Genomic DNA, 21,476 nt, shown 5'->3' with positions numbered 1-21,476 from the left:
TGCCCGACGGGCGAACACCGTTGCAACCGGTGCGCGTCTTCGGCTTGCTCGGGACCCCATTCGGAGCTAGGCCCTGTGCTCTCAGGAGCGAGGCTGGACGCGAATCACTTTCGACTTGCCGGGAGAACCACCGATGTTCGATTTTCAGGATCTGTTTCAGTGGGACCGCTTTATCACGCCCACGATCATCAAGACCTTTTACTGGCTGGTGATCGGCCTGATCGTGCTGTTCGGCATATCCGGCATTTTCTCAGGCCTCGCTGCGATGGCGATCAGCCCGTTCGGCGGATTCATCGTGCTGCTGTCCTCGATCGCCAGCGTCGTCGTCGGCGTGGTCTTCTCACGCATTGCCGCAGAATTCATCCTGATCGTATTCCGCATCAACGAACACCTCGGCGCGATCCGCGACCAGGGCCAGACGCATTAAGTATTGAACCTGAAATGCATGACGTCGCCGTCAGCGACGACGTATTCCTTGCCTTCCAGCCGCAGCTTGCCGGCGTCGCGCGCGCCGGCTTCGCCACCCAGCGCGACATAGTCGGCATAGGCGATGGTCTCGGCGCGGATAAAGCCCTTTTCGAAATCGGTATGAATTACGCCGGCAGCCGCAGGCCCTTTGGTGCCGCGGTTGATGGTCCAGGCGCGGGCCTCCTTGGGCCCGACGGTGAAGTAGGTGATGAGGTCGAGCAGCTGGTAGCCGGCGCGGATCAGGCGGTCGAGGCCGGCCTCTTCGAGGCCGAGCGTATCGAGGAACTCGACGCGCTCCTCGCGTGACAGCGTCGCGATCTCGGATTCGATCTTGGCCGAAATCGCCACCGCGACCGCACCTTCTTTCTTGGCGTGCTCGAACACCTGTTTTGAAAAGCTGTTGCCGTCCTTGGCCGAGCCTTCCTCGACGTTGCAGACATAGAGCACCGGCTTGGACGTCAGCAGGCCGAGCATGCCAAAGGCACGCTCTTCTTCCGCCTTGCGTTCGAGGAACCGCGCCGGCTTGCCGTCGCGCAGCAGCACCAGCGCGCGGTTGACGAGGTCGAGCTGTTCCTTGGCGTCCTTGTCGTTGCCCTTGGCCTTCTTTGTAAGATTGTCGACGCGCTTCTCGAGGCTGTCGAGATCGGCCAGCATCAGTTCCGTCTCGATGGTCTCGATATCGGCCAGCGGCGCGATCTTGCCTTCGACATGGGTGATGTCGGAATCCTCAAAGCAGCGCACCACATGCGCCACCGCGTCGACCTCGCGGATGGTGGCGAGGAACTGGTTGCCAAGGCCCTCGCCCTTGGAGGCACCGCGCACGAGGCCCGCGATGTCGACAAAGGTCAGCCGCGTCGGAATGATCTGCGCCGACTTAGCGATGGCAGACAATTTATCGAGCCGGGGATCCGGCACCGCCACCTCGCCGACATTCGGCTCAATGGTGCAGAACGGGTAATTCGCCGCCTGCGCCGCGGCGGTCTCGGTCAGCGCGTTGAATAGCGTCGACTTGCCGACATTGGGCAGGCCTACGATACCGCATTTGAATCCCATGACGTGTCCTGAAGTCTGTTGCTGGCGGTCGGCGGCGCGTTACGCAGCGCCGTCATCGCCCTTGTCGAAAAATCCCTTGGCCTGCAGCGCCAGATGCACCTTGTTCTGAAACGTCGAGGCGCGCTCGGTCGCGAGCAAGCCGGCATTGTCGGCGACCGCCTCGCACAGCGCCTCGACCCAGGGCCGATCGCTCTTGGCGAAATCCGACAGCACGTGGCTGTGCACCAGCTCCTTAACGCCGGGATGACCGATCCCGAGCCGCACCCGGCGATAGTCGTTGCCGATATGCGAGGAGATCGAGCGCAACCCGTTATGGCCGGCAATGCCGCCACCGACCTTGACACGTACTTTCGCCGGCGGCAGTTCGAGCTCGTCCTGAAACACGATGATCTCACCGACCCCGAGCTTGAAGAAGTTCGCGGCTTCCTGCACCGCACGCCCGGACTCGTTCATGTAGGTGGTGGGCTTGAGCAGGACCACGCGCTCGCGCTCAAGCGTGCCTTCCGACGTCTCGCCCTGAAAACGGCGGCGCCATGGTGCGAAACCATGACGCCGCGCAATTTCATCGACGACCGCGAAACCGATATTATGCCGGTTGTTCGCGTACTTCGTGCCGGGATTACCGAGGCCGACAAACAGGCGCATGACGCGGCATCCCGCGTTCGCTTACTTCTTCTTGTCGCCGCCAGGCGCCTTGGCGCCAGCCGCGGGCGCCTTCGCACCAGCCGCCGGAGCAGCAGCACCCGCTGCGGGCGCAGCAGCCGCACCCGCCGCCGGAGCAGCACCGGGAGCCGCAGCAGCACCGCCAGCAGCAGCCGCCGCAGCCGCCTTGAGTTCTTCGGCGTAGCCGGACGGCGGCACGATGGTCACGAGCGTCGCATCTTCACGCGACAGCGACTTCACACCAGCGGGCAGCTTGATGTCGGACAGATGCAGCGAATGGCTGATTTCCAGCGCGCCGGCATCGGCCTCGACATACTGCGGAATATTGTCGACCGAGCATTCGAGATCGATAGTGTGGGTGACGATGTTGACCGTGCCGCCACGCTTGACGCCCGGCGAGGTTTCGCCGTTCACCACATGCAGGGGAACGCTGACGCGGATGGTGGCGCCTTCACCGAGCCGCATGAAGTCGACATGCAGCGGGAAGTCACGCACCGGATCGAGATGGAAGTCGCGCGGGATCACGCGGTGCTTCTTGCCCTCGAGATCGATGTCGTAAATCGTGGTCAGGAACCGGCCGGCCAGAATGCGCTGGCGCAGTTCGGCATCATCGACCGAGATGGTCACGGGGGGCTGGTTGTTGCCATAGATCACTCCGGGAACTCTCCCGGCGCGACGCTCTGCCCGGGCGGCCCCCTTGCCGCTCTGCGGACGCGCGGTCGCCTTCAATTCCTTGACGGTCGCCATCGTGTTAAGTCCTTGTTTTCTAAAAAGTTAAAGGCCGCAACGCGGCCCGGTAGCGTCCGACAGCAAGCCTCCAGGGGTGCGGGGGCTGCGGACGTGGCGGGCTTTTAGCCCCAAACCGCCAAAATGACAAGGAAATGAGGGGATTTTTCTGCCCCCGCCCTGCCCCGGCGGGAAGGACGATTCGACAACCTGTCCGGCCCTCAGCCTGCCGATGCAGAAATGCCGATTTTGGCTTCCAACGCGGCGATCCGGGTCTTCAGAGCCTCGTTTTCCTCGCGCGCCAGGCGGGCCATGTCCTTGACCGCATCGAACTCCTCGCGCTTGACGAGGTCGAGGTCGCGCAGGATGCGTTCGGCCTGGTTGCGAACGACCGCATCGACCTCGCGCTTGACGCCCTGGGCGGCGCCGGCGGCGTCGTTCATCAAACGGCCGATCTCGTCGAAAAACCGATTGTTGGTCTGGGTCATCGCTAAACGCTCCGGTCGCTGCAACTGGGTCTGCTGCCAGCAAGACAATGGCGATCCAAGCGACCAGGTTCAAGAGTGCCGTTCAACGCCAAGGTGATGTCCGTTTGCCTTGTCATGCCCTCCTTTCCTTGCAATCGTAGCGGGCGCCCACCCCAAGAACCAAAATCAGAAACCAGAAACGCACATGATCGACCAGCAGATCGACATCCAGAGCAAGGACGGCAAGACCACCACCTTCATCACCCATCCCGAGCGCGGCGGACCGTTTCCCGTCATCCTGTTCTACATGGACGCGCCGGCGATCCGCGAGGAATTGCGCGACATGGCGCGGCGGCTCGCGACGTCAGGCTATTACGTGATGCTGCCCAATATGTACTACCGCTCCGGCGTGATGGAGCTGGGACCGATACCGCCCGATCCCGATGCGCCCGAGCGCAAGCGGATGTTCGAGTTCATGAACTCGATCAATATCCCGATGGTGATGGAGGATACCAAGGCCCTGCTCGCCTATGCCGCGACCCAAAAGGCCGCGAACACCGCCATCGTCGGCACCGTCGGCTACTGCATGAGTGGCCGCTACGCGATCAACGCGGCGACGCATTTTCCGAACCAGGTGAAAGCCGCAGCCTCGGTCTACGGCACGCATCTGGCGACCGACCAGCCCGACAGCCCGCATATTGCCGCCGGCAAGACCAAGGCTGAATTGTATTTCGCCTGCGCTGAAACCGACATCTACGCACCGGCCGAAATCATCGAGCAGCTGAAGCAGGGCATGAAGGGATCGAACAACGAGGTCGAGATCTATCCCGGCACCCATCACGGCTTCGCCTTCCCGAAGCGGCCGGTCTATCACCGCGACGCCGCCGAGCGGCATTGGGAGCGGCTGCTGGCGCTCTATCGCCGCAACCTCGCCAGCTGATCGCAAGGTTCCGATACAAGGCTTCGAATGACTGACATCCGAATCAGGGATTATCAAAGCTCGGATGCGGAAGACCTGAACCGGATGGCCGTCGCAGCCTTTGGCCAGTTTCGCGATCACTACCAGGATTGGCCGGCGATGCTCGCCGGCCTGTCAAGAACTTCTGATCTCAGCGCCAGCGGGGAAGTTATCATTGCCGAGCTTCAAGCCAAGTTCGCTGGCGCCGTCGCCTATTTCGGGCCGGACCGTCCCAAGGCGCCGTTCTTCGATCAAAGCTGGTCGATCATCCGCATGCTCATCGTCGATCCCGCGTTTCGCGGTAAAGGGATCGGGCACGCATTGAGCAACGAATGTATCGCACGGGCCAAACGGGATGGATCGCCGCTGATTGCGCTCCACACCAGTCCGATCATGACGGTGGCCTTGCCGATGTATCTCAAGATGGGTTTTGTCAAAGCCTATGACACTCCGCCGATTTTCGGCGTGGCCTATGCCGTCTACACCAAAGCCCTGTGAGCCCGATGCCATTCCTCACCATTGCCTTCCCGGAAATCGATCCGGTAGCGATCTCGATCGGGCCGATTGCCATCCGCTGGTATGCGCTGGCCTATATCGGCGGCATCGTGCTGGGATGGCTTTACGCGCGCTCGCTGGTCAAGAATGAGAAATTATGGGGCGGGCCGGCGCCGATCACGCTGCTGCAGCTCGACGATTTCATCCTCTGGGTCACCATCGGCATCATCGTCGGCGGCCGTGCCGGTTACGTGCTGTTCTACAATCCCGCCTTCTTTGCGCAGCATCCGGCGCAGATTTTCGTATTGTGGAACGGCGGCATGTCGTTTCACGGTGGCTTCCTCGGTTGCGTCGCGGCGGTGATGCTGTTCTGCCGCAAGAACGGCATCCCGATCCTGTCGCTCGGCGACATCACCACCGGGGTCGGGCCGATCGGCTTATTCCTCGGGCGGCTCGCCAATTTCATCAAGGGCGAGTTGTGGGGCCGACCGGCGGATTCCAGCGTGCCCTGGGCGATGGTGTTCCCCGATGGCGGACCGTTGCCGCGGCATCCCAGCCAGCTTTATGAGGCGGCACTCGAGGGGCTCCTGCTTTTTGCTGTGCTGGCGGTCATGATTCGGATGGGTGCCCTGAAGCGGCCGGGCCTGATCCTCGGCAGTTTCATCGCGATCTACGCAATTGCCCGGATAATAAGCGAATTGTTCCGCGAGCCTGACCCGCAGCTTGGATTTTTGTGGGGCGGGCTGACTATGGGTATGCTGTTGTCGGTGCCGATGATCATTGCCGGAGCCATCCTGATGGTGATGGCATGGCGCAAGGCGCCGGTGCATTTGCAGAAGTCCATTTAAGGCAAGGCAGGCCGTGACCGAATATTCGCCGCTGCAGTCCGAGATCAGGAAGCTGATCCAATCGTCAGGCCCGATGCCGGTCTGGCGGTACATGGAATTGTGCCTGATGCATCCCGAGCACGGCTATTACGTGTCGCGCGATCCGCTCGGCCGCGAGGGCGATTTCACCACCGCGCCCGAAGTCAGCCAGATGTTCGGCGAACTGCTCGGATTGTGGGCCGCCTCGGTCTGGAGGGGGATCGGCTCGCCGCCGACGCTGCGGCTGGTCGAGCTCGGGCCCGGCCGCGGCACCATGATGGCGGATGCGCTGCGCGCGCTGCGGGTGCTGCCGCCGCTCTATCAGTCGCTCAGCACACACCTCGTCGAGATCAATCCGGTGCTGCGCGAGAAGCAAAGCGCGACGTTGTCGGGCGTGCGCAATCTCAGCTGGCACGACAGCATCGACGACGTGCCCGAGGGCCCTGCGGTTATCTTCGCCAACGAGTATTTCGACGTGCTGCCGATTCACCAGGTGGTGAAGCGTGAGACCGGCTGGCATGAGCGCGTGATCAAGCTCGACGACGGCGGCAAGCTGGTATTCGCGGCCGCCGACGAGCCGACCCCCCGCTTCGAGGTGCTGCTGCCGCCGCTGGTGCGTGCCGCCCCGATCGGCGCCGTGTTCGAATGGCGGCCCGACGCCGAGATCATGAAGATCGCCAGGCGCGTTCGCGAACAGGACGGCGCGGCGCTGATCATCGATTACGGCCATCTGCGCAGCGACGCCGGCGACACCTTCCAGGCCATCGCCCGCCACAGCTTCGCCGATCCCCTGAAGAATCCCGGACAGGCCGACGTGACCGCCCATGTCGATTTCCAGGCATTGGTGCGCGCCGCCGAAGATATGGGCGCGCGCACCCACGGTCCGGTGACGCAGGGCGAGTTCCTCAAGCGGCTCGGCATCGAGACCCGCGCGTTGACGCTGATGGGCAAGACCACGCCGGAAGTATCCGCCGATATTTCCAATGCGCTGAAGCGGCTGACCGATAGCGGCCGCGGCGGCATGGGCTCGATGTTCAAGGTGCTGGCGATCACGGAGCCGCATCTCACCTCGGTCGCGGGCCTGTCCGATGAACAGGCGTCTGCCGACGAAGAGGCGTCATGACCTACGGATCGTCGTTGCTTTCGGCCATTCCGGGCCTGCGCCACGCTTTCTTCACCCGCGAGGGCGGCGTATCCGGCGGGATTTACGAGGGCCTCAATGGCGGCCTCGGTTCGAACGATGATGCCGCCCACGTCGCGGAAAATCGCCGCCGGATGGCCGAGCAGATGGGTGTCGCACCGGATCGTTTTCTCAGCGTGCACCAGATCCATTCGCCCGATGCCGTGGTGGCGACCGGACCCTGGACCGGGGACAAGCCGCGCGCCGATGCCCTGGTCACCCGCACCGAAGGCCTTGCGATCGGCGTCACCGCGGCCGATTGCGGGCCGATCTTGTTCGTCGACCCCACGGCCCGCGTAATCGGCGCGGCCCATGCCGGCTGGAAGGGGGCGCTGACCGGAATCATCGAATCCACCGTGGATGCGATGGAAAAACTCGGCGCCGACCGCAGCGGCACGGTGGCGGCGATCGGCCCTCTGATCCGCCAGCATTCCTACGAGGTCGGCGGCGAATTCGTCGAACGTTTTCTGGATGCCGACGCCGGCAATGCCGCCTACTTCATTGCTTCGGAGCGCGCCGGCCATTCGATGTTCGACCTTGCCGGCTACATCCGCATGCGGCTGGAAAATGCCGGCGTGCTGATGATCGACGACATCGGCGTCGACACCTATTCCGACGAACGCTTCTACAGCTACCGCCGCTCGGTGCATCGGAAAGAGCCGGATTACGGAAGGCACGTTCACGCGATCGCGCTGGAACCGTGATCGGGTTTGAACCATTGCTGTGGCTTCCCTGCCCTAGACCTTAATGCATTTTAACGATATCGCAGGGCAATGAGGGACCTCATCCCAGCCTCCTGCCTGCGCGCCCCGCGCGCGATTATCGCCGCGGCGCTGTTCGCCGTTTCGTGCGCGCTTGGCGGCTGCGCCGGTGGCGGCGCGGCGAGCGGATCGTTCGCGATGGCGACCAGTGGCGGCGGATCGACCGTGGCTTTTGAATCGATCGACGGCCCGCCGCCGCACGTGTTCGACCGCATGGTCGGCGTCATCGACAGCGAATCGAAGCTGCGGAACCTGCAGATCGTCTCGCGCGAGGGTGGCGCTTCCTACCGCGTCCGCAGCTATCTCTCGGCGCAAGTGGTGCGCGGCAAGACCATGATCGCCTGGGTCTGGGACGTCTACGACAACAACCAGCAGCGCGCTCTGCGGCTTTCCGGCGAGGAACCGGCGGGCAAGGCCGGACGCGACGCCTGGGCCGCCGCCGACGATCTCGTGCTGCGGAAAATCGCGCAGGCCGGCCTTAGCGGCCTCAACGGCATGATCAACGGCACGCCGGAAGCACCGCAGCCCGCGCCAGCCCCCTCGCCCGGCCGCCGCGGCTCCGCGGTCGCGAGCATGGAGCAGAGCCCACCCGCCGAGGGTGTATTTGGCGTCGCCGCGCTCGGCTTCAGCAGCCATTAAGCCTACCCCGTAAAGTCCCGTATCGGCTCATTTTTAACCGGGAAAACAGCTGCGACGGGTTGCCAGCCGCGCCACCTGCCTGATATCTCCTCGCGCATCGAAACCCGCCGGGCTACAGGTATCTGAGATGCTGAACGTCGTATCCAGCAAGGCGCGGGGAGAGGCCTCGATGTCCGCCAAGAACGGCTCCATCAAGCTGGTCGCCGGCAATTCGAACCCTGCTTTGGCGAAGGCCATCGCCGAAGGGCTGGATCTGCCGCTGACCAAGGCCAGCGTCCGCCGCTTTGCCGATAACGAAATCTTCGTCGAGGTGCTCGAGAACGTGCGCGGCTCGGACGCCTTCATCATCCAGTCGACGTCGTTTCCGGCCAACGACCATCTGATGGAATTGCTGATCATCACCGATGCGCTGCGCCGCTCGTCCGCGCGCCGCATCACGGCGGTGATCCCCTATTTCGGCTACGCCAGGCAGGACCGCAAGGTCGGCTCGCGCGCACCGATTTCGGCCAAGCTGGTGGCCAATCTGATCACGCATGCCGGTATCGATCGCGTCATGACGCTCGACCTGCATGCCGGCCAGATCCAGGGCTTCTTCGACATCCCGACCGACAATCTCTACGCCTCGCCGCTGATGGTGCGCGACATCAAGGAACGCTTCGACCTCGCCAATGTGATGGTGGTGTCGCCTGACGTCGGCGGTGTGGTGCGCGCCCGCGGCCTCTCCAAGCGCATCAACGCGCCGCTGGCCATCATCGACAAGCGCCGCGAACGCGCCGGCGAATCCGAAGTCATGAACGTGATCGGCGACGTCGCCGGCTATACCTGCATCCTGATCGACGACATCGTCGATTCCGGCGGCACGCTGGTGAACGCGGCCGACGCCCTGATCGCCAACGGCGCCAAGGAAGTCTACGCCTACATCTCCCATGGCGTGCTGTCCGGCGGCGCCGCCGCCCGCATCGCCGGCTCCAGGCTGAAAGAGCTTGTCATCACCGACTCGATCCTGCCGACGGAAGCGGTCAACAAAGCCGCCAACATCCGCACGCTCTCGATCGCGCCGCTGATCGCCGAAGCCATCGGCCGTACCGCGGCGGAAGAATCGGTTTCGAGCTTGTTCGACTGAGAGGCGCAACGTCGCCTCTTCATGTCGTCCCTGCGAACGCAGGGACCCATACCGCGTGATCTCTCGATAAAGCCTCGGTAGCAGAGACCATTCGCAAAACTTCTCCCTGTGGTTATGGGTCCCCCGATGCGCAATTGCGCATCTGAGCTCAAGGCCGGGACGACGGGCGTTCCTTGTTGCTGCACTGAGCACACTTTCGCATTCTCGCGACGCATTGCGCCCGAGCTTTGCCAGAAATTTCCTTGCCCTCGAATTGAGAGGGCGCAGGGAAGGCCGGGTGCGCGCTGCACCCGCGGTCTCGTGTGCAATTGTGCATAAGAATGCGCACACGAGCATACAGGTCCAGCGGAGAGCATCCGGCCTTCCCTGCGCAATGGCTTTACGGCTTATATCGTGCTCTCCCCGGTCGGGCCGAGCTCGTTGTCACCGTCGCCGCGCAGGGCGTGAGCCCTTGCGCAACTTGACGCCAGCATCGGGGCGTCGGGACCACACGACTTTACCGTACGCTTTTGCCGCACTCGTCAGTTGCAACATCAGCGTCCACCGCAACCCGTCCAACGTCCGTGACGACGGCCGACGCCCTTCTGAGTAGGACGGGATGGCGAAATATATGCCCCTGATTTGCCCTTCTGGAAAAGCGAAATATTTTTTATTTTGGGGCTTGACATTACTTCTGTAAATCAGAAGTGATCTGCCCGTCGGGCAATGGAAAGCCGCGCGCTGCGCCATTTCTTTACCGTTGAAGGCGCTCGAACGGAATGCGTCTGCGGCGAAAAAAATCGGACGGGGGAAGTTGGAACGAAGGGCGCAGCGGCACATCATCGGAACCAATGAGGCCGACGAATTGCAGCTTGGTTTTTTTGGCTGGCGGGGACCGGTACGGAGATGCGCAATATCCGACGCCTACAAATTAAGCGGTTACAGCGCGCGAACCGCCGGCGTCGAGGTCTGCAACAGGCGCAGCAGGTCGGCCTGCCGCAGCGTATGGGTTTTCGCGAACATGTGCTGCAAATGGGTGCGCACGGTGGGCTCGCTGATGCCGAGCATGTCGGCTGCCTCCCTGGCGCCCAACCCTTGAGCCAGCGCCAGCAGGACCCGCAATTCTGCGCCGGTCAGTTTGTGCAGCCTGGCAAAGGCTTCACCGGGCATCAGCGGGGCTTCGAGCGGATCCTGCATGAAGATGGCGACGGAGGCCGCGAACGGCGCCACGATGTCGGCTCGCTGACCGCGCTGGACCGGCAGCAGCGTTGCGATATAGCCGGCGCCGTTTTCGTCGGGGATGGCGAGCGAACGCTCGCCGGCATCCCTGTCGTCGTCATCAACCGCCGATCGCTCGATCGCCTTCGATAAGGCTGCGCGCGCTGCGGGATCGACGGGATCGAGGCGGTTGTTCAGGATGCGAATGGAGGTGCCGGTCCTGACCTGTCGCTCGGCGGCGGCGTTCATGTAGACGACCCGGCCATCGCGGGCCGTGAGGAAAACGCCGGCGGCGAGGACATCGAGCGTCTTTTCCAGCATCTCCGAGCGCAGTGTGCGGATATCGAGCGCATCCGAAATCGTCAGCGCGCGACGGACGTGCGGCGAAAGCAGCTTGAACAGGCCGATTTCGAGTTGCTGGTAATGCGGCGCCTTGTCTTTCCGCGATGCGTGCAGCGAGGCCATGCGTCCCCCGGTCCGCAATGCCGGAAACCAGATCATGTCCATCAACCCGAACGGCGCCAGCACATCCCGGTAGAAACGGCTTTCGAGCAATTCGTGCCGGTCGGTGGAGAGGATGTTGACGTCGCCAACGCTGGCGACGATGTCCGCCGCCGCCATCGGGCTTTGCGCATACTGGCTTCCCAGCTTCTCCAGAAATTCCTGCTGGTATCCGAACACGAACAGCTGATCGTTCTGCACGTGCCGCATATCATGCACGCAAATGCCGCCGCCTGTGCTCTCACAGAGATCGGCGATCTTCCGGCAGGTCTCGGGCCAAAGCTGCGGATCGAGCGCGCAGTCATAGATCGCGCCGATCGTATCCGACAGCGCTTGGGCCGAGATGCCCTCCAGGTCGATCACGTTGCCATAACGGCTGCATTCACGGCCCACAGGCCGACCAATGCACGGACCGCGTGCAGTAAATTTTCTTTACAATACATAGAGTTCCCCAATGAAACGATTGTTTCAGGTTTGGGAAATCGGGTCAACGATATTGCGCACGACTCGCCAGCGCACAGCCAGGCGCAACGGCTTGTCGGCGTGCTGCAGGTTGAACCAGCCGACCGTCATCGGGGTGACAGCGGTGGCCTCGATCTCGCGATTGGCCAACGCTGCAACACGATCGTCCTCCAATGCGAACGAAGATGTCGGTGGCTTAAGCCCACGCCGGGCAATCGCTTGACCACTATCAAGCGGCCAGCAGCAACTCACATCTCGATCCAGCTACTTGTCGCGCCCGCACCGCTCGACGGGCCCGTCAGCGAGAGGGATCTTAAGTCTCGGAATTCGGCGTGCGGGACGCATAATGCGTTGCACGATCACGATCATCGTTGGGGACCCATTCTTCCGCGCTTGAGTCCCAATGATGGGTGTCGTCGAAGTGTTTCCAGAGTGGCGGCCTTGGTTTGCTTTCGCCCTTCTGTCGCAATGCATTCAGTGCGCGGAGTCGGACAACGAGCGCCCCAGCCATCATCACCCATTCGCGAGCGTTATATCGGGAGTTCCATTTGATTGTCTCGAGCATCTGATGCCTCCTTCAAGAAAGAAGCCTTCCGCCATCTTAGCCCGGGCCAAGAGCACTGGACTGTAAACTACTTCACAGTCGGCCGACATCTTCGACATCGCCAGGGGCGAACCCATGAGGGCATGCGTCCGACGGCGCCGCCGAGGACTGAGTGTCCCGGATCATATCCGCTCTATCATATCCTTTCTATCACAAGGACGGGACATCGCCGGTGCGGTCGGGCATGTCCGAAACGGCTGATGGTTGATGGAGATCGCAACAGGTGACACGCGATCGACCGCGATGAGGAACGCATACCGAGCCTAAGCGCGCACTGCTTTATCGACGCTAAGAGAAGACTGTCGATGTCGCTAGTGCATGCCCTTCCTCGCCAATCACCGCTTGGAAAGCGCGAGTGTGACTTTAGTCACAGCACCCTTCCCGCACCTGCTTTGCGCATCATTGCGCGGTCTGGATGGTCCCGACCCCAACCAAAATGGTGGAGCCAGTCATGCAGACCTATTCGGCAGAACTGAACACGATGCGTCCTCTTGCTGACCACGAGCTCGACGCTGTATCAGGCGGCTTTGTTTATATCGCTGTCGTTGTAGGCTCGTTCCTTGCTGGAACGGGAATTCGGATGGGCCTTGACAAGATCGCCGAGGGAATCGCGGAGCCGCAAGGCACGCTGAAGGGCATAAAGCCCAGGGGCGGGAAGTAAGCCTAGTGGCTTCGTTCAATGCGGTGGAGCGCTCCTTTGTGTATGCGGCGCTCCACTTCAACTTCTCTCGGGCGAGGAAGCGTTGCGGTGTCCACGGGTGTCGACGAGATAGCGCTCCGGCTTGAACGCTCATCTTCGCGACATCAACCTCCACCGCATCCCACCGCAATGGCGTCGCTTCCTTCTGTTGCGAGTAATGAATAACCCTGCATTTCGGCGTTGGTGACGTGCGCACGCACCCCCTGTCGAGTGAGACGACTGCCGATATTCGGAACGGCAACGCCAAAAACCATATCGAATCTTCGGCTTGAATACGGAACCTTTCGGGCAACGTCCGTTTTTTACCTATGCCTGACGGAGTCCACGATGAGCGTTGAAGCCGAACTGAAGTTCCGCGTTGCGCCCCGAAAGCTGTCCTCCCTTGCCAAGACTCGCCTGGCGGGCACGCGCCGCGGCGGCCGGTCCGAGCAAAACCTGGTGACAATCTATTTCGATACGGCCAAGCACAAGCTGAAGCGCAACGGACTTACCCTGAGGGTCCGCCAGGCCGGCGATGATTATGTGCAGACGGTAAAGGCGGTAACGTTGGGAGCCCTCGCCCGCGGCGAGTGGGAAACCAAACTGGACGGTGCGACGCCCGATCTCACGAAAGCCAAAGACACGCCACTCGAAAGGCTGATCACCAGGAAGTTGCAGCGAAAGTTAAAACCTGTCTTCCGGACCTCCGTTCGTCGGATGGCGCTGCCGATCCGCACCCGGCGCAGCGAAATCGAACTCGCGGTTGACCGCGGAAAAATCGCGTCAGGCGGTCGCTCAAGACCGATCTCCGAATTTGAGCTCGAATTGAAGGGCGGAAGTTCCGCCGATCTGTTTCGGATAGCTCGCAGTTTCGAACGCAAGACCGGCGCCGAGCTTGATCTGCAATCAAAGTCTGAAAAAGGGTATCAACTCGCTGGGGGCGCCCGCGAAAGCGCCAGCCATGCCGACCCCATCCACCTCGACAAGAAATTGTCAGCCAACGAAGCATTCACCGTGATTGCCTCCTCCACGTTCCGGCATTTTGCGGCCAATGCGGACGCCATACGCAACCTTGACGCAGAAGCTATCCATCAAATGCGGGTGGGCCTGCGACGAACGCGTGCAGCCATCTCGCTTTTTGACGACGTGTTGCCGCGTGCGAGTACCGCTGGCATCAAGGAGGAACTCAAGTGGCTTACAGGCCAGCTCGCACGGGCTCGTGAAATCGACGTCTTTCTGGAAGAGCGCGTTGGCCCAATAATGAAAGCCGGCCCACCAAAGCGAGGGTCTCGCGCGATCGAGAAAAAGTTTGCGGCCCAACGCACGAAGGCGTTCAAGCGCGCCGGTCAAGCCGTCGGGTCACCCCGGTTCCGTCGCCTGCTGATCGATATGCTCGAATGGATCGAAACAAGAAAAGCGCCAGCCGACAAAGACAGATCGATTGGGCCGTACGCCGCCGAACTTCTCGATCGCCGCATCAGAAAGGCGCGCAAGCAAGGCAAGCGCCTGGACGAACTCTCACCCGACCAACGCCATCAATTGCGGATCAGGATTAAGAAGATCCGTTACGCGCTCGATTTCTTTGAAGGTCTCTACGATGACAGCGATCGCAAGGAGATTGCGCAACTGTCAAGCCGACTGAAAAACGTCCAGTCAGCGCTCGGAGGATTGAACGATTTTATGGCGCACCGAAAGATGGCCACAAAAGCCGCTCTGACGGCTCCGCCAGCCAATCGAAGGGCCCAGGCCTTCGCGTCCGGTTTTCTGGTCGGTCAGGAGCGGGAGGCCGCAATCGGTCTGTTGAAGGCGGCACGTCGTGAGCTTCAACATCTGCGTCCGCTGACCGCCGAGCCACTCCGGTGAGGAAGCGTTGCGGGGGTGACGAGATAGCGCTCCCAACCCTTGGAATGCCGCGATGAGGACCGCCAGAATGAGATAGGTCGGAAGCGGCAGGACGCCGGTTCACGTTACGCGCGTCATTTCGCAACACGCGCTTCCTGCTTCCTGGTCACATGCCAGATCACGAAATGGTAGTGCGGCACGTCCACCCCGGGGTGACCCGGGTTGAAGTAGATGCTGACGTGGTCAAGCGCTGCGCCAGCGAATCCCGGCGCCTCCAATAGCTTGTGATCGTCGATGTCTCTTGTCGGGACCATATACACGGTTGCCACCAAGCGATCCTTGCGGTCGAAGCACAGGAATGGTCCGAGCGGCAAAGTTTCGGGTTTGACAAAGAGGACGCCCAGGCTGGGAAAGAACTTTGGGAAGTTCACGAGATCGCTGACGCGCTTGTATCCGCTCTTTTCGGCAATCTTCCGCTGATTTGGAGGCGCACGAACGACGTGCTGCTTCCTGTGCGCTTTGCCGACTTTGCGAGCGGCTGGTTTGGTTTTTCCGACCTTGTCGGCCGTTTGCACCCTGGTCGGTGCGCGCGCCTGCGGCGCAGGTTGGGCTGGATCAAATTGGGGTTGGCCAAACGGGGGCTGGCCAAATTGCGGCTGGCCAGATTGGAGTTGGCCAAACTGGGCGGCAGGCTGCCTCACGTCGGCGATCAATCCAAGCGACGCGACGAGAGCTGCGGTGAACAGCACATTGCGCATCGTGATCTCCCAATCTCACCTGCCCTGCTTGCGTTCTTGCCACCGCATGAAGTCCTGGAACAGCTCTTCGCGGTCCGGCGGATTGCTGGTTGGCTTTTGCTCGAGGAACCGGCCGAACGCCTTGCGAAGCGCGGCCTCTCCGCCCGATTGCCGCTGGAGCCAGCGCTCTGCCGGTCGAAATCGCCGCCAACCAGGCAGCACCTCAGGCAAATTCACCTCTCGCCATTTGGGATGGTGAGCGTCACCGAGAAATTCGGGAAACCGCGAGAACAGCGTTTCGACAAAATGTTCCAGGAGCTGAAACCGCTCGCTGCGGGCCGGCCAGTTGTAGCTGAAAAGAGCGCATTTGATCGCGATCGTGTCGACGCTTTCACCGCTCCCAACGATGTTTGGGTAATCCTCGCGGCGGAAGGTCGATGGCAGATAATCCTGCTGCAGCGCCCGGGAATAGGGAATCGGCAGCAGGTGAATGCCATCCATTTGCGCGTAGCGGGCCAGGGCGTTGACCGGTTTTCCCGAAACCAGCAGGCTGGCGAAGATTTGCCCCTTCCTCATCCCATCCAGCGCGGCGTCCAGCCCCAGGTTCAATTCGCTGAACTTCACCTCCAGACGGTTGAGCACCTCACGGCCAAGCACAGCGGCAGCACTGCCTTCTTCACCGAGATTGACCATCTTTCCCTCAAGATCCGCCAGGCTTCTGATCTCAGGTCGTGCGAGGAGATGGAACTCTTCGACAAAAAGCGGGGTGATGTAGACGAGCTTGTTCTGGATGTCCGGGATCGTCCTTGTCTCCCGCAGCCGGTCGACCAGGACGACAGGCGCGATCGCCATGTCCGCACCTGCCAGCGTAAGCACGTCCAGGATGTTGCGGATGCCACCGTTTCCCACCATCGGGAGCACCCGTAATGCGACCTCGCCGCGCGGACCGGTCTCCTGGCCGCTGGCCAGCGTGGTCGCAATGTCCTGAGTTATGGCGAACTCGGTGCTTTGCGGCGGACCGGTTACCAATCCCGCGGTGTATGGGCTCACAGCTGCTCCCGCTTCCTTCCTGGGAGCGCTTGCCTTGGGCGCCGACGCTTTGGCGGGTTCACTCGCAGAAACGGATGGTCGGGTTTGGGCGAGGCCCTCCCGGACCAGTTGGCCGAGCCAAGCCGCCGCAATGAATGCGGTCAACAAACCGACCCGCACCACTCCGCAGACCCTCATTGTTCCCACCTGTTCGACCGGATCAGCCCTGCCCTGGGCGTGACATTCGCTCGCCGTCAGGGAAAAGGCTTGAGCCGACAAATCGTCACCCCGCGACGTCAGAAGCACGACCGGGTAGAACGGATTTGCTTCGCTTTCTTCAACGCGCCTAAACCAGCGGCGTTCCTTTGTCGGGGATGCCCGCGGCCAACGGTCCGCGTCCGTTCCGGGTCATCAGCGTCGGTTTGGCCCTCCGCCGGTGACTTCCGGTTGCCTTCTGGAAACGGGCATGGTCAGAGCGATCATTCCGCCTCCCGTTTCGTGTCACGAGAAGAGGCTTGCGCCGCGTAGGGGGCGCAAGGCTGACAGACGTCGCCCGCCGAGCTTAACTAATATGCAGGATCGCGCCGCTGCCCCTGAGTAGCCGTTCGGGCCAGTGCGAGCGCCTCCTCGGCCCTGGCACGGAAATCTCGAGCAGCTTTCAGCGGACGTCGAATATCCGGGTCTTCAGAACCGCTGTCGAAAGTGATCAGCTTCATGCAATGAGGGCATTGCGTCTGATAGCCTGGCTTCAGTCGCTGCGCGCGCTCGTGAAAATTCTTGCGGCATTTGGAACATATGATCTTGATGCGATCGGTCATGGAGCCTCCATCGCGTATGATGTGACGCAGTTCTTGATCATTAGTAATTTCTCCGCCCGTCGGTCGGAGAGTCTCACCTCCGTTTTCAATCCAAACGGATATCCGCGAACCCTGCCCGTGTTCGTGTTTGAGCAGTCACGATGCTCGCCTGAGTCTTGGGCGGCTGGTGATGCAATGGTCGCCCAGTCGTTTTCCCAATTCTGTATTCAATTGAACAACCGCAACAGAAGGGCTTTACCGACAGGAGCTGCTCGAACGCTGTGAAAGGCGCGAACATACTCTCCTGCGTAAAAGGCGCGTACTATGCCGACCCGCGTCGAGACATTTTCTTCGAATCGGACGCCAAAGCCATCGGCCGTCTTTCGCACCACCGTAGCGGACATACCTTGACCATACACATTGCACTTGAGAATAGTCCCCACCGGTGGTGGTGAAGGATCGATGAACCTGGCCCCGGTTATCGAGATGTCCGCCATACGAACCAGCCGTGGCTCGCTTCCCTCGTGAATGAGAACCGGTTCACTACGATCAAACCGCTCGGCCTTGCGACGACGGGGCTGCTCGAAGCAAATGAGGCACACGATCGCGAGGATGACGCAGTTGTACAAACTCCAGGCAAGCGCCAGTCCGCCGTAAGCGATGCTATCGCCCTGCGGATTAATAATGAACGCGTAAGCGATCGCCAGCAGGGTCATCAGCAGCGCGGATCCGTAAAGCCGCAGCAGTGGCCACTCGATGAACTTCTGATTGCGATCGCCACCTTTGGCTGTGACCTGGAACTTGTGGCCTTTTGGCCTGATCAGGCCCACGACAATTGCTTTCAGGACCGCCGGGGCCGCGATGTACTGCGAGACGTCCGTCATGATCGCCAGGGAGCGGCCCCGGGAAATCCAGCCCATCGTGCATGCGTGCCAGACGTAGAAAGGCAAGAAATACTTCAGCAGCTCGAAGAGATCCGCGTAAACCGCCTTGATCCCGAACATGAGATAGAGCCACGGCACGACAAGGCCGAGCACCTTCATTCCATAACCCGCGGCCCAGCTCATGAAAGCGTCGACGAGGGAAAGCCGATCGATCAAGGTGAGCTTCGATTGCAGTGAAAACGGACCGCTGCGGCCTCTCACGATTTGCATGAAACCGAGGCACCATCGGCTGCGTTGGGTGATGTACTCCTTGAGGCCCTCAGGTGCCAATCCGAGCGTAAGTCTTTCGTTCAGATAGACCGTGAGGTAACCCTGCTCCTTCAGGCGCAAAGTGACGAGATAGTCCTCGGTCACCGAATCCGTCGGGAAGCCGCCAATCTCCATGAGCCCTGAATAGCGGATCACCGATGACGTCCCGCAGCAGAAGGCGACACCCCAGGCGTCTTTGGCCGGCATCAGAATATCAAAAAAGAAGCGTTGCTCATCGGGCCACACTTCTGTGGCGGACAAATTCGACTGGATCGGATCCGCATTGATAAAGTGCTGCGGGGTCTGCACCACGCCAACGGTCTTGTCTGCCATCAAACTGATAGTGCGCGTGAGGAACTCCGGCATGGGGACGAAGTCGGCATCCAGGATGGCGACGAACTCCGGTTTGTTGCGCAATCCAGCTACGTGGCGCAATGCGTGATTGATGTTACCAGCTTTCGCGTGCCGATTGTCCGGACGAGTCAGGTAGTGACAGCCCAGTTCTTCGGTAAGGCGTTTGAGCCACAGCCGCTTTCCGTCATCCAGGACCCAGACACGGTAGTTGCCGTGTTTCAATCCCGTGGCACCGATGATCGTGCGCTCCAGGATCGCTTTCTCCTCATTGTACGTGCAGATGAAGACATCGACGAGCGGAGCCGGCGCAGCCGCAGCGGCTCTCTTTATTCCACCCTTCGCGTCGGCAGAGCGATCGATCGTTCGACTGAGAAACAGTAGTGACAGGCAGACGGCAAGCAACGAGGCCATCTCGGCCAGCATGAACGGATATCCGACGAGAGCGTCGGCAGTGAGGCCTGGCGGCGGCAGCGTCTGCGTGACGCGCCACACGAGGTATCGGATCAGCAGGGCAACGCACATTCCGGTCATCAATAACCGGGCGATTGTGCTGTCGCTCCTCAGCATCGGCAGGATGGCGAGACAGACACCGAGAGCAACGAGGCCTGGTGCGAGCGCTTCGATCATGGCTTCGAAGCGCCGCGGTCGAACACCACCCGTCCAGTGCGCCCCACTGCACAGTCTTTGCCCGTGCCTTCGAGACTGGGCAGCGAGACCGTCACGCGATATGGTTCTTTGCTAAGCGCGTCGGGATTGATGGCCAGGTTCGCGGGCGCACCAGACGCGCCAGTGAGATTCACGATCACGCCCTTGATCGCCGGACTGCCGTCGTTTGGTTCAAAACTCGCCTGCTTACCGAGCTGGAGCCGGTTATAGACACTTTCGGTGGCATTCGCTGTTACGACAGCGCCGCTGCAATCAAGCAGCTTCATCAGCGGCTGACCGGCACGGACATCCTCGCCTGGCGAAGTCATCATCTCCCAGATCCGGCCGGCAACCGGTGCCTTGATGTCTGCTTCCGATCGACTGATATACTGCAACTGCTCGGACGCGATCTCGCTGGCGAGCCACTCGATCTCGGCATCCGCATGCGCCAGATCGGCTCTAAGATCATTCGCGCGTTGCCGCATCTCTTCTTCGCGCTGGACCGAACTTGGGCGGTCATTGTAGCTGTCGCCCAGATACGTGCCCTTCTGCGCGGCAGTGAGCTCGACCTTGGCTGCATCAAGTCTTCGCCGGGCGCCGATCTCGGTTTGCTGGGCCACCGATTGTTCCCGGCTCAAGCGGGCCAATTCCACGGTGGAAACGCTGCCCGACTTGATCAGCGACGATGCCCGCTCAACCGCCGCGGTCGCCTCTTCCCGTCGAGACGCGGCGGCTTCGATCACCGACTGTATTTCAGCGATGCGTGCGTCGAGCTGGAGAATGCGGCCTTCCCTGAATTGGGCGGCCTGTCGGGCGAGATCCTGCTGCGCGGCTTGAGCCGAGGCGAGTTTGGTCGCCAGACTTGGACGCTGGTTGTCCAGTCGCGACATCTGTCGTCTCAGATCATCCAGCCGGGATCGATCGCCCCGCGCGTTCACGACGCGAAGGATGAGGTCACCTTCATTCACCGCGCTCGACGCCGTCGAACGGTCAGGCCTTGATCTGACTTCGCCATCGATCGGCGACCTTAGCGTCACGAGCCTGGCGTTGACCACCGCCTCGACGCTGGAGGTCTGCCAGATTGCTCTGACTGGTAGCCATCCGAACACGGCAACGATGGCGAGACCGGCAGCGATCTTCAGCACCCGCCGAACGGTTCGATAGGAGCGCGGGAGCGTTTCCTGATCAGACGAACCGCGGTTTACCGGCTCGTCGACATCCGGCTTCAGTCGCTCTTCCAGATCGCGCTGCAGACCTTTGGCGCCGTGGTCGAGGTCGAAGGATTGGACACCTCCCTCTGCAACGGGTGAGGGGAAGGGTCCTGGAGTGAACTGGTTCTTCTGCGCACGATCCATGGCAGCGAGTTCCCGGTACTGTGAGTGAGCGGACCTGAATCGCCGCCCTTCGAGTCAGCGCGGTCTATCCCGAACTGAAACAGGACTAAGGCATCGTCGTAGGCGACCCCCGCGACGGTGGAACCTCGATGGCGACAGCATCTCGCTTGTCACGCCGTCGTCAGCCGAACCCATCCAGCTAACGACCAAAGAGTTAATGAGACGCCAATGATGCGCGCTGATTAATTGGAACTTCACGATTGGCGCGATGGCCGGCTGGGAACCGGATTATCCACGTCCGATGTGGCTCATTTTCGGGAACCGGCGCCTGCCTCGGTGTGGTCCGCATTACCCCGGCAAACGAACATCATCGGCTCGGCAGTCCAGGTCCGAAAAGTGCCAGAGGCGTTTCGCCTGGCGGCCAAAGCCAGGCATTTTCCGCAGCGTCGTTTGACTCACCATCCGTAACAACACGCGAGTGTCTTCCCGTCGGGCAAGCGCGGGGCATCTCGCGCGATACCGAGCCTCACTGCGGAGGTCGCAGCTCGATGCAGCGCGCATAGATCCGCGCGATGGCGCCATCGGCCAGCAGGGCCTCGAGTCGTCGCTCCTTCCGCTACGACCTGGCCGTTCACCCCTATGGTCTGGCCAAGGAATCGTGATGGAGGGTCGGGCCTGTGCTAGAATGATCGGGCCGAGCCAT

Annotated in this window: 21 protein-coding genes; 10 read left to right on the top strand and 11 right to left on the bottom strand. The window is 61.4% G+C overall.

What is annotated here, in order from left to right; all coding sequences use genetic code 11:
- Positions 1 to 133 precede the first annotated feature (133 nt).
- The gene (locus JQ567_RS15780; protein ID WP_192737670.1) at positions 134 to 427 is read left to right on the top strand and encodes a DUF4282 domain-containing protein; all 294 of its coding nucleotides are present in this window, start codon (positions 134 to 136) and stop codon (positions 425 to 427) included.
- On the opposite strand, the gene ychF is transcribed toward JQ567_RS15780, so the two are convergent.
- The 4 genes from ychF to JQ567_RS15760 form a co-directional block, all read right to left on the bottom strand.
- Complete coding sequence (ychF, locus tag JQ567_RS15775; protein ID WP_212034260.1) at positions 424 to 1,521, bottom strand: redox-regulated ATPase YchF; 1,098 nt, start codon at positions 1,519 to 1,521, stop codon at positions 424 to 426. The genes JQ567_RS15780 and ychF overlap by 4 nt on opposite strands.
- Positions 1,522 to 1,560: 39 nt before the next feature.
- The gene (pth, locus tag JQ567_RS15770) at positions 1,561 to 2,166 is read right to left on the bottom strand and encodes an aminoacyl-tRNA hydrolase (protein WP_212439678.1); all 606 of its coding nucleotides are present in this window, start codon (positions 2,164 to 2,166) and stop codon (positions 1,561 to 1,563) included.
- A gap of 21 nt (positions 2,167 to 2,187) precedes the next feature.
- On the bottom strand, positions 2,188 to 2,931 hold the full coding sequence (locus JQ567_RS15765) for a 50S ribosomal protein L25/general stress protein Ctc (RefSeq protein ID WP_212439677.1): 744 nt from the start codon (positions 2,929 to 2,931) through the stop codon (positions 2,188 to 2,190).
- Positions 2,932 to 3,131: 200 nt separating this feature from the next.
- Complete coding sequence (locus JQ567_RS15760) at positions 3,132 to 3,398, bottom strand: accessory factor UbiK family protein (protein ID WP_212439676.1); 267 nt, start codon at positions 3,396 to 3,398, stop codon at positions 3,132 to 3,134.
- A 184-nt stretch (positions 3,399 to 3,582) separates the two neighbouring features.
- On the opposite strand from JQ567_RS15760, the gene JQ567_RS15755 reads away from it, so the two are divergent.
- The 7 genes from JQ567_RS15755 (at position 3,583) to JQ567_RS15725 (ending at position 9,399) form a co-directional block, all read left to right on the top strand.
- Entirely contained in the window at positions 3,583 to 4,317 is a 735-nt protein-coding gene (locus JQ567_RS15755) for a dienelactone hydrolase family protein (protein WP_212439675.1), read from the top strand.
- An 84-nt stretch (positions 4,318 to 4,401) separates the two neighbouring features.
- A complete protein-coding gene (locus JQ567_RS15750; RefSeq protein WP_249165488.1) occupies positions 4,402 to 4,833 on the top strand; it encodes a GNAT family N-acetyltransferase in 432 nt (143 codons plus the stop codon).
- 5 nt (positions 4,834 to 4,838) lie between these two features.
- Positions 4,839 to 5,678 (top strand): prolipoprotein diacylglyceryl transferase, encoded by an 840-nt coding sequence (gene lgt / locus JQ567_RS15745; protein WP_212439673.1) that lies wholly within the window; start codon positions 4,839 to 4,841, stop codon positions 5,676 to 5,678.
- A gap of 73 nt (positions 5,679 to 5,751) precedes the next feature.
- Positions 5,752 to 6,819: an SAM-dependent methyltransferase gene (locus JQ567_RS15740; RefSeq protein ID WP_249165496.1), complete on the top strand. Its 1,068-nt coding sequence runs from the start codon at positions 5,752 to 5,754 to the stop codon at positions 6,817 to 6,819.
- A complete protein-coding gene (pgeF, locus tag JQ567_RS15735) occupies positions 6,816 to 7,580 on the top strand; it encodes a peptidoglycan editing factor PgeF (RefSeq protein ID WP_212439671.1) in 765 nt (254 codons plus the stop codon). Before JQ567_RS15740 ends, pgeF begins: the two co-directional genes overlap by 4 nt.
- Positions 7,581 to 7,649: 69 nt before the next feature.
- Positions 7,650 to 8,276 carry a hypothetical protein gene (locus JQ567_RS15730; RefSeq protein ID WP_212439670.1) on the top strand — a complete coding sequence of 209 codons (627 nt, stop codon included), beginning with the start codon at positions 7,650 to 7,652 and terminating at the stop codon, positions 8,274 to 8,276.
- A gap of 169 nt (positions 8,277 to 8,445) precedes the next feature.
- Positions 8,446 to 9,399: a ribose-phosphate pyrophosphokinase gene (locus JQ567_RS15725; protein WP_212034371.1), complete on the top strand. Its 954-nt coding sequence runs from the start codon at positions 8,446 to 8,448 to the stop codon at positions 9,397 to 9,399.
- Between the two features lie 918 nt (positions 9,400 to 10,317).
- On the opposite strand, the gene JQ567_RS15720 is transcribed toward JQ567_RS15725, so the two are convergent.
- Both JQ567_RS15720 and JQ567_RS15715 read right to left on the bottom strand, forming a co-directional pair.
- Positions 10,318 to 11,460, bottom strand: coding sequence for a helix-turn-helix transcriptional regulator (locus tag JQ567_RS15720; RefSeq protein ID WP_212439669.1), 1,143 nt, complete (start codon positions 11,458 to 11,460; stop codon positions 10,318 to 10,320).
- 105 nt (positions 11,461 to 11,565) lie between these two features.
- Positions 11,566 to 11,709 carry a hypothetical protein gene (locus JQ567_RS15715; RefSeq protein ID WP_212439668.1) on the bottom strand — a complete coding sequence of 48 codons (144 nt, stop codon included), beginning with the start codon at positions 11,707 to 11,709 and terminating at the stop codon, positions 11,566 to 11,568.
- Positions 11,710 to 12,614: 905 nt separating this feature from the next.
- Here JQ567_RS15715 and JQ567_RS15710 point away from each other — a divergent pair.
- The gene (locus JQ567_RS15710; protein ID WP_212416686.1) at positions 12,615 to 12,824 is read left to right on the top strand and encodes a hypothetical protein; all 210 of its coding nucleotides are present in this window, start codon (positions 12,615 to 12,617) and stop codon (positions 12,822 to 12,824) included.
- A gap of 366 nt (positions 12,825 to 13,190) precedes the next feature.
- On the top strand, positions 13,191 to 14,705 hold the full coding sequence (locus JQ567_RS15705) for a CYTH and CHAD domain-containing protein (protein ID WP_212439667.1): 1,515 nt from the start codon (positions 13,191 to 13,193) through the stop codon (positions 14,703 to 14,705).
- A gap of 113 nt (positions 14,706 to 14,818) precedes the next feature.
- Here JQ567_RS15705 and JQ567_RS15700 read toward each other — a convergent pair whose 3' ends face one another.
- From JQ567_RS15700 to JQ567_RS15680, 5 genes are all read right to left on the bottom strand, one after another.
- Positions 14,819 to 15,442: a hypothetical protein gene (locus tag JQ567_RS15700; protein WP_212439666.1), complete on the bottom strand. Its 624-nt coding sequence runs from the start codon at positions 15,440 to 15,442 to the stop codon at positions 14,819 to 14,821.
- Positions 15,443 to 15,457: 15 nt separating this feature from the next.
- On the bottom strand, positions 15,458 to 16,471 hold the full coding sequence (locus JQ567_RS15695) for a TAXI family TRAP transporter solute-binding subunit (protein WP_312017409.1): 1,014 nt from the start codon (positions 16,469 to 16,471) through the stop codon (positions 15,458 to 15,460).
- A 545-nt stretch (positions 16,472 to 17,016) separates the two neighbouring features.
- Entirely contained in the window at positions 17,017 to 17,268 is a 252-nt protein-coding gene (locus tag JQ567_RS15690; protein WP_212439665.1) for a hypothetical protein, read from the bottom strand.
- 206 nt (positions 17,269 to 17,474) lie between these two features.
- Positions 17,475 to 19,421 (bottom strand): glycosyltransferase, encoded by a 1,947-nt coding sequence (locus JQ567_RS15685; protein ID WP_212439664.1) that lies wholly within the window; start codon positions 19,419 to 19,421, stop codon positions 17,475 to 17,477.
- Positions 19,418 to 20,794: an HlyD family secretion protein gene (locus JQ567_RS15680; protein WP_212439663.1), complete on the bottom strand. Its 1,377-nt coding sequence runs from the start codon at positions 20,792 to 20,794 to the stop codon at positions 19,418 to 19,420. Before JQ567_RS15680 ends, JQ567_RS15685 begins: the two co-directional genes overlap by 4 nt.
- Positions 20,795 to 21,476: the final 682 nt, after the last annotated feature.

The sequence above is a fragment of the Bradyrhizobium sp. AUGA SZCCT0431 genome (assembly GCF_018131065.1).
GTDB lineage: Bacteria > Pseudomonadota > Alphaproteobacteria > Rhizobiales > Xanthobacteraceae > Bradyrhizobium.
The sequence above is the reverse complement of the archived record's forward strand: the minus strand, read 5'-3'. Positions and strand labels throughout refer to the sequence as shown.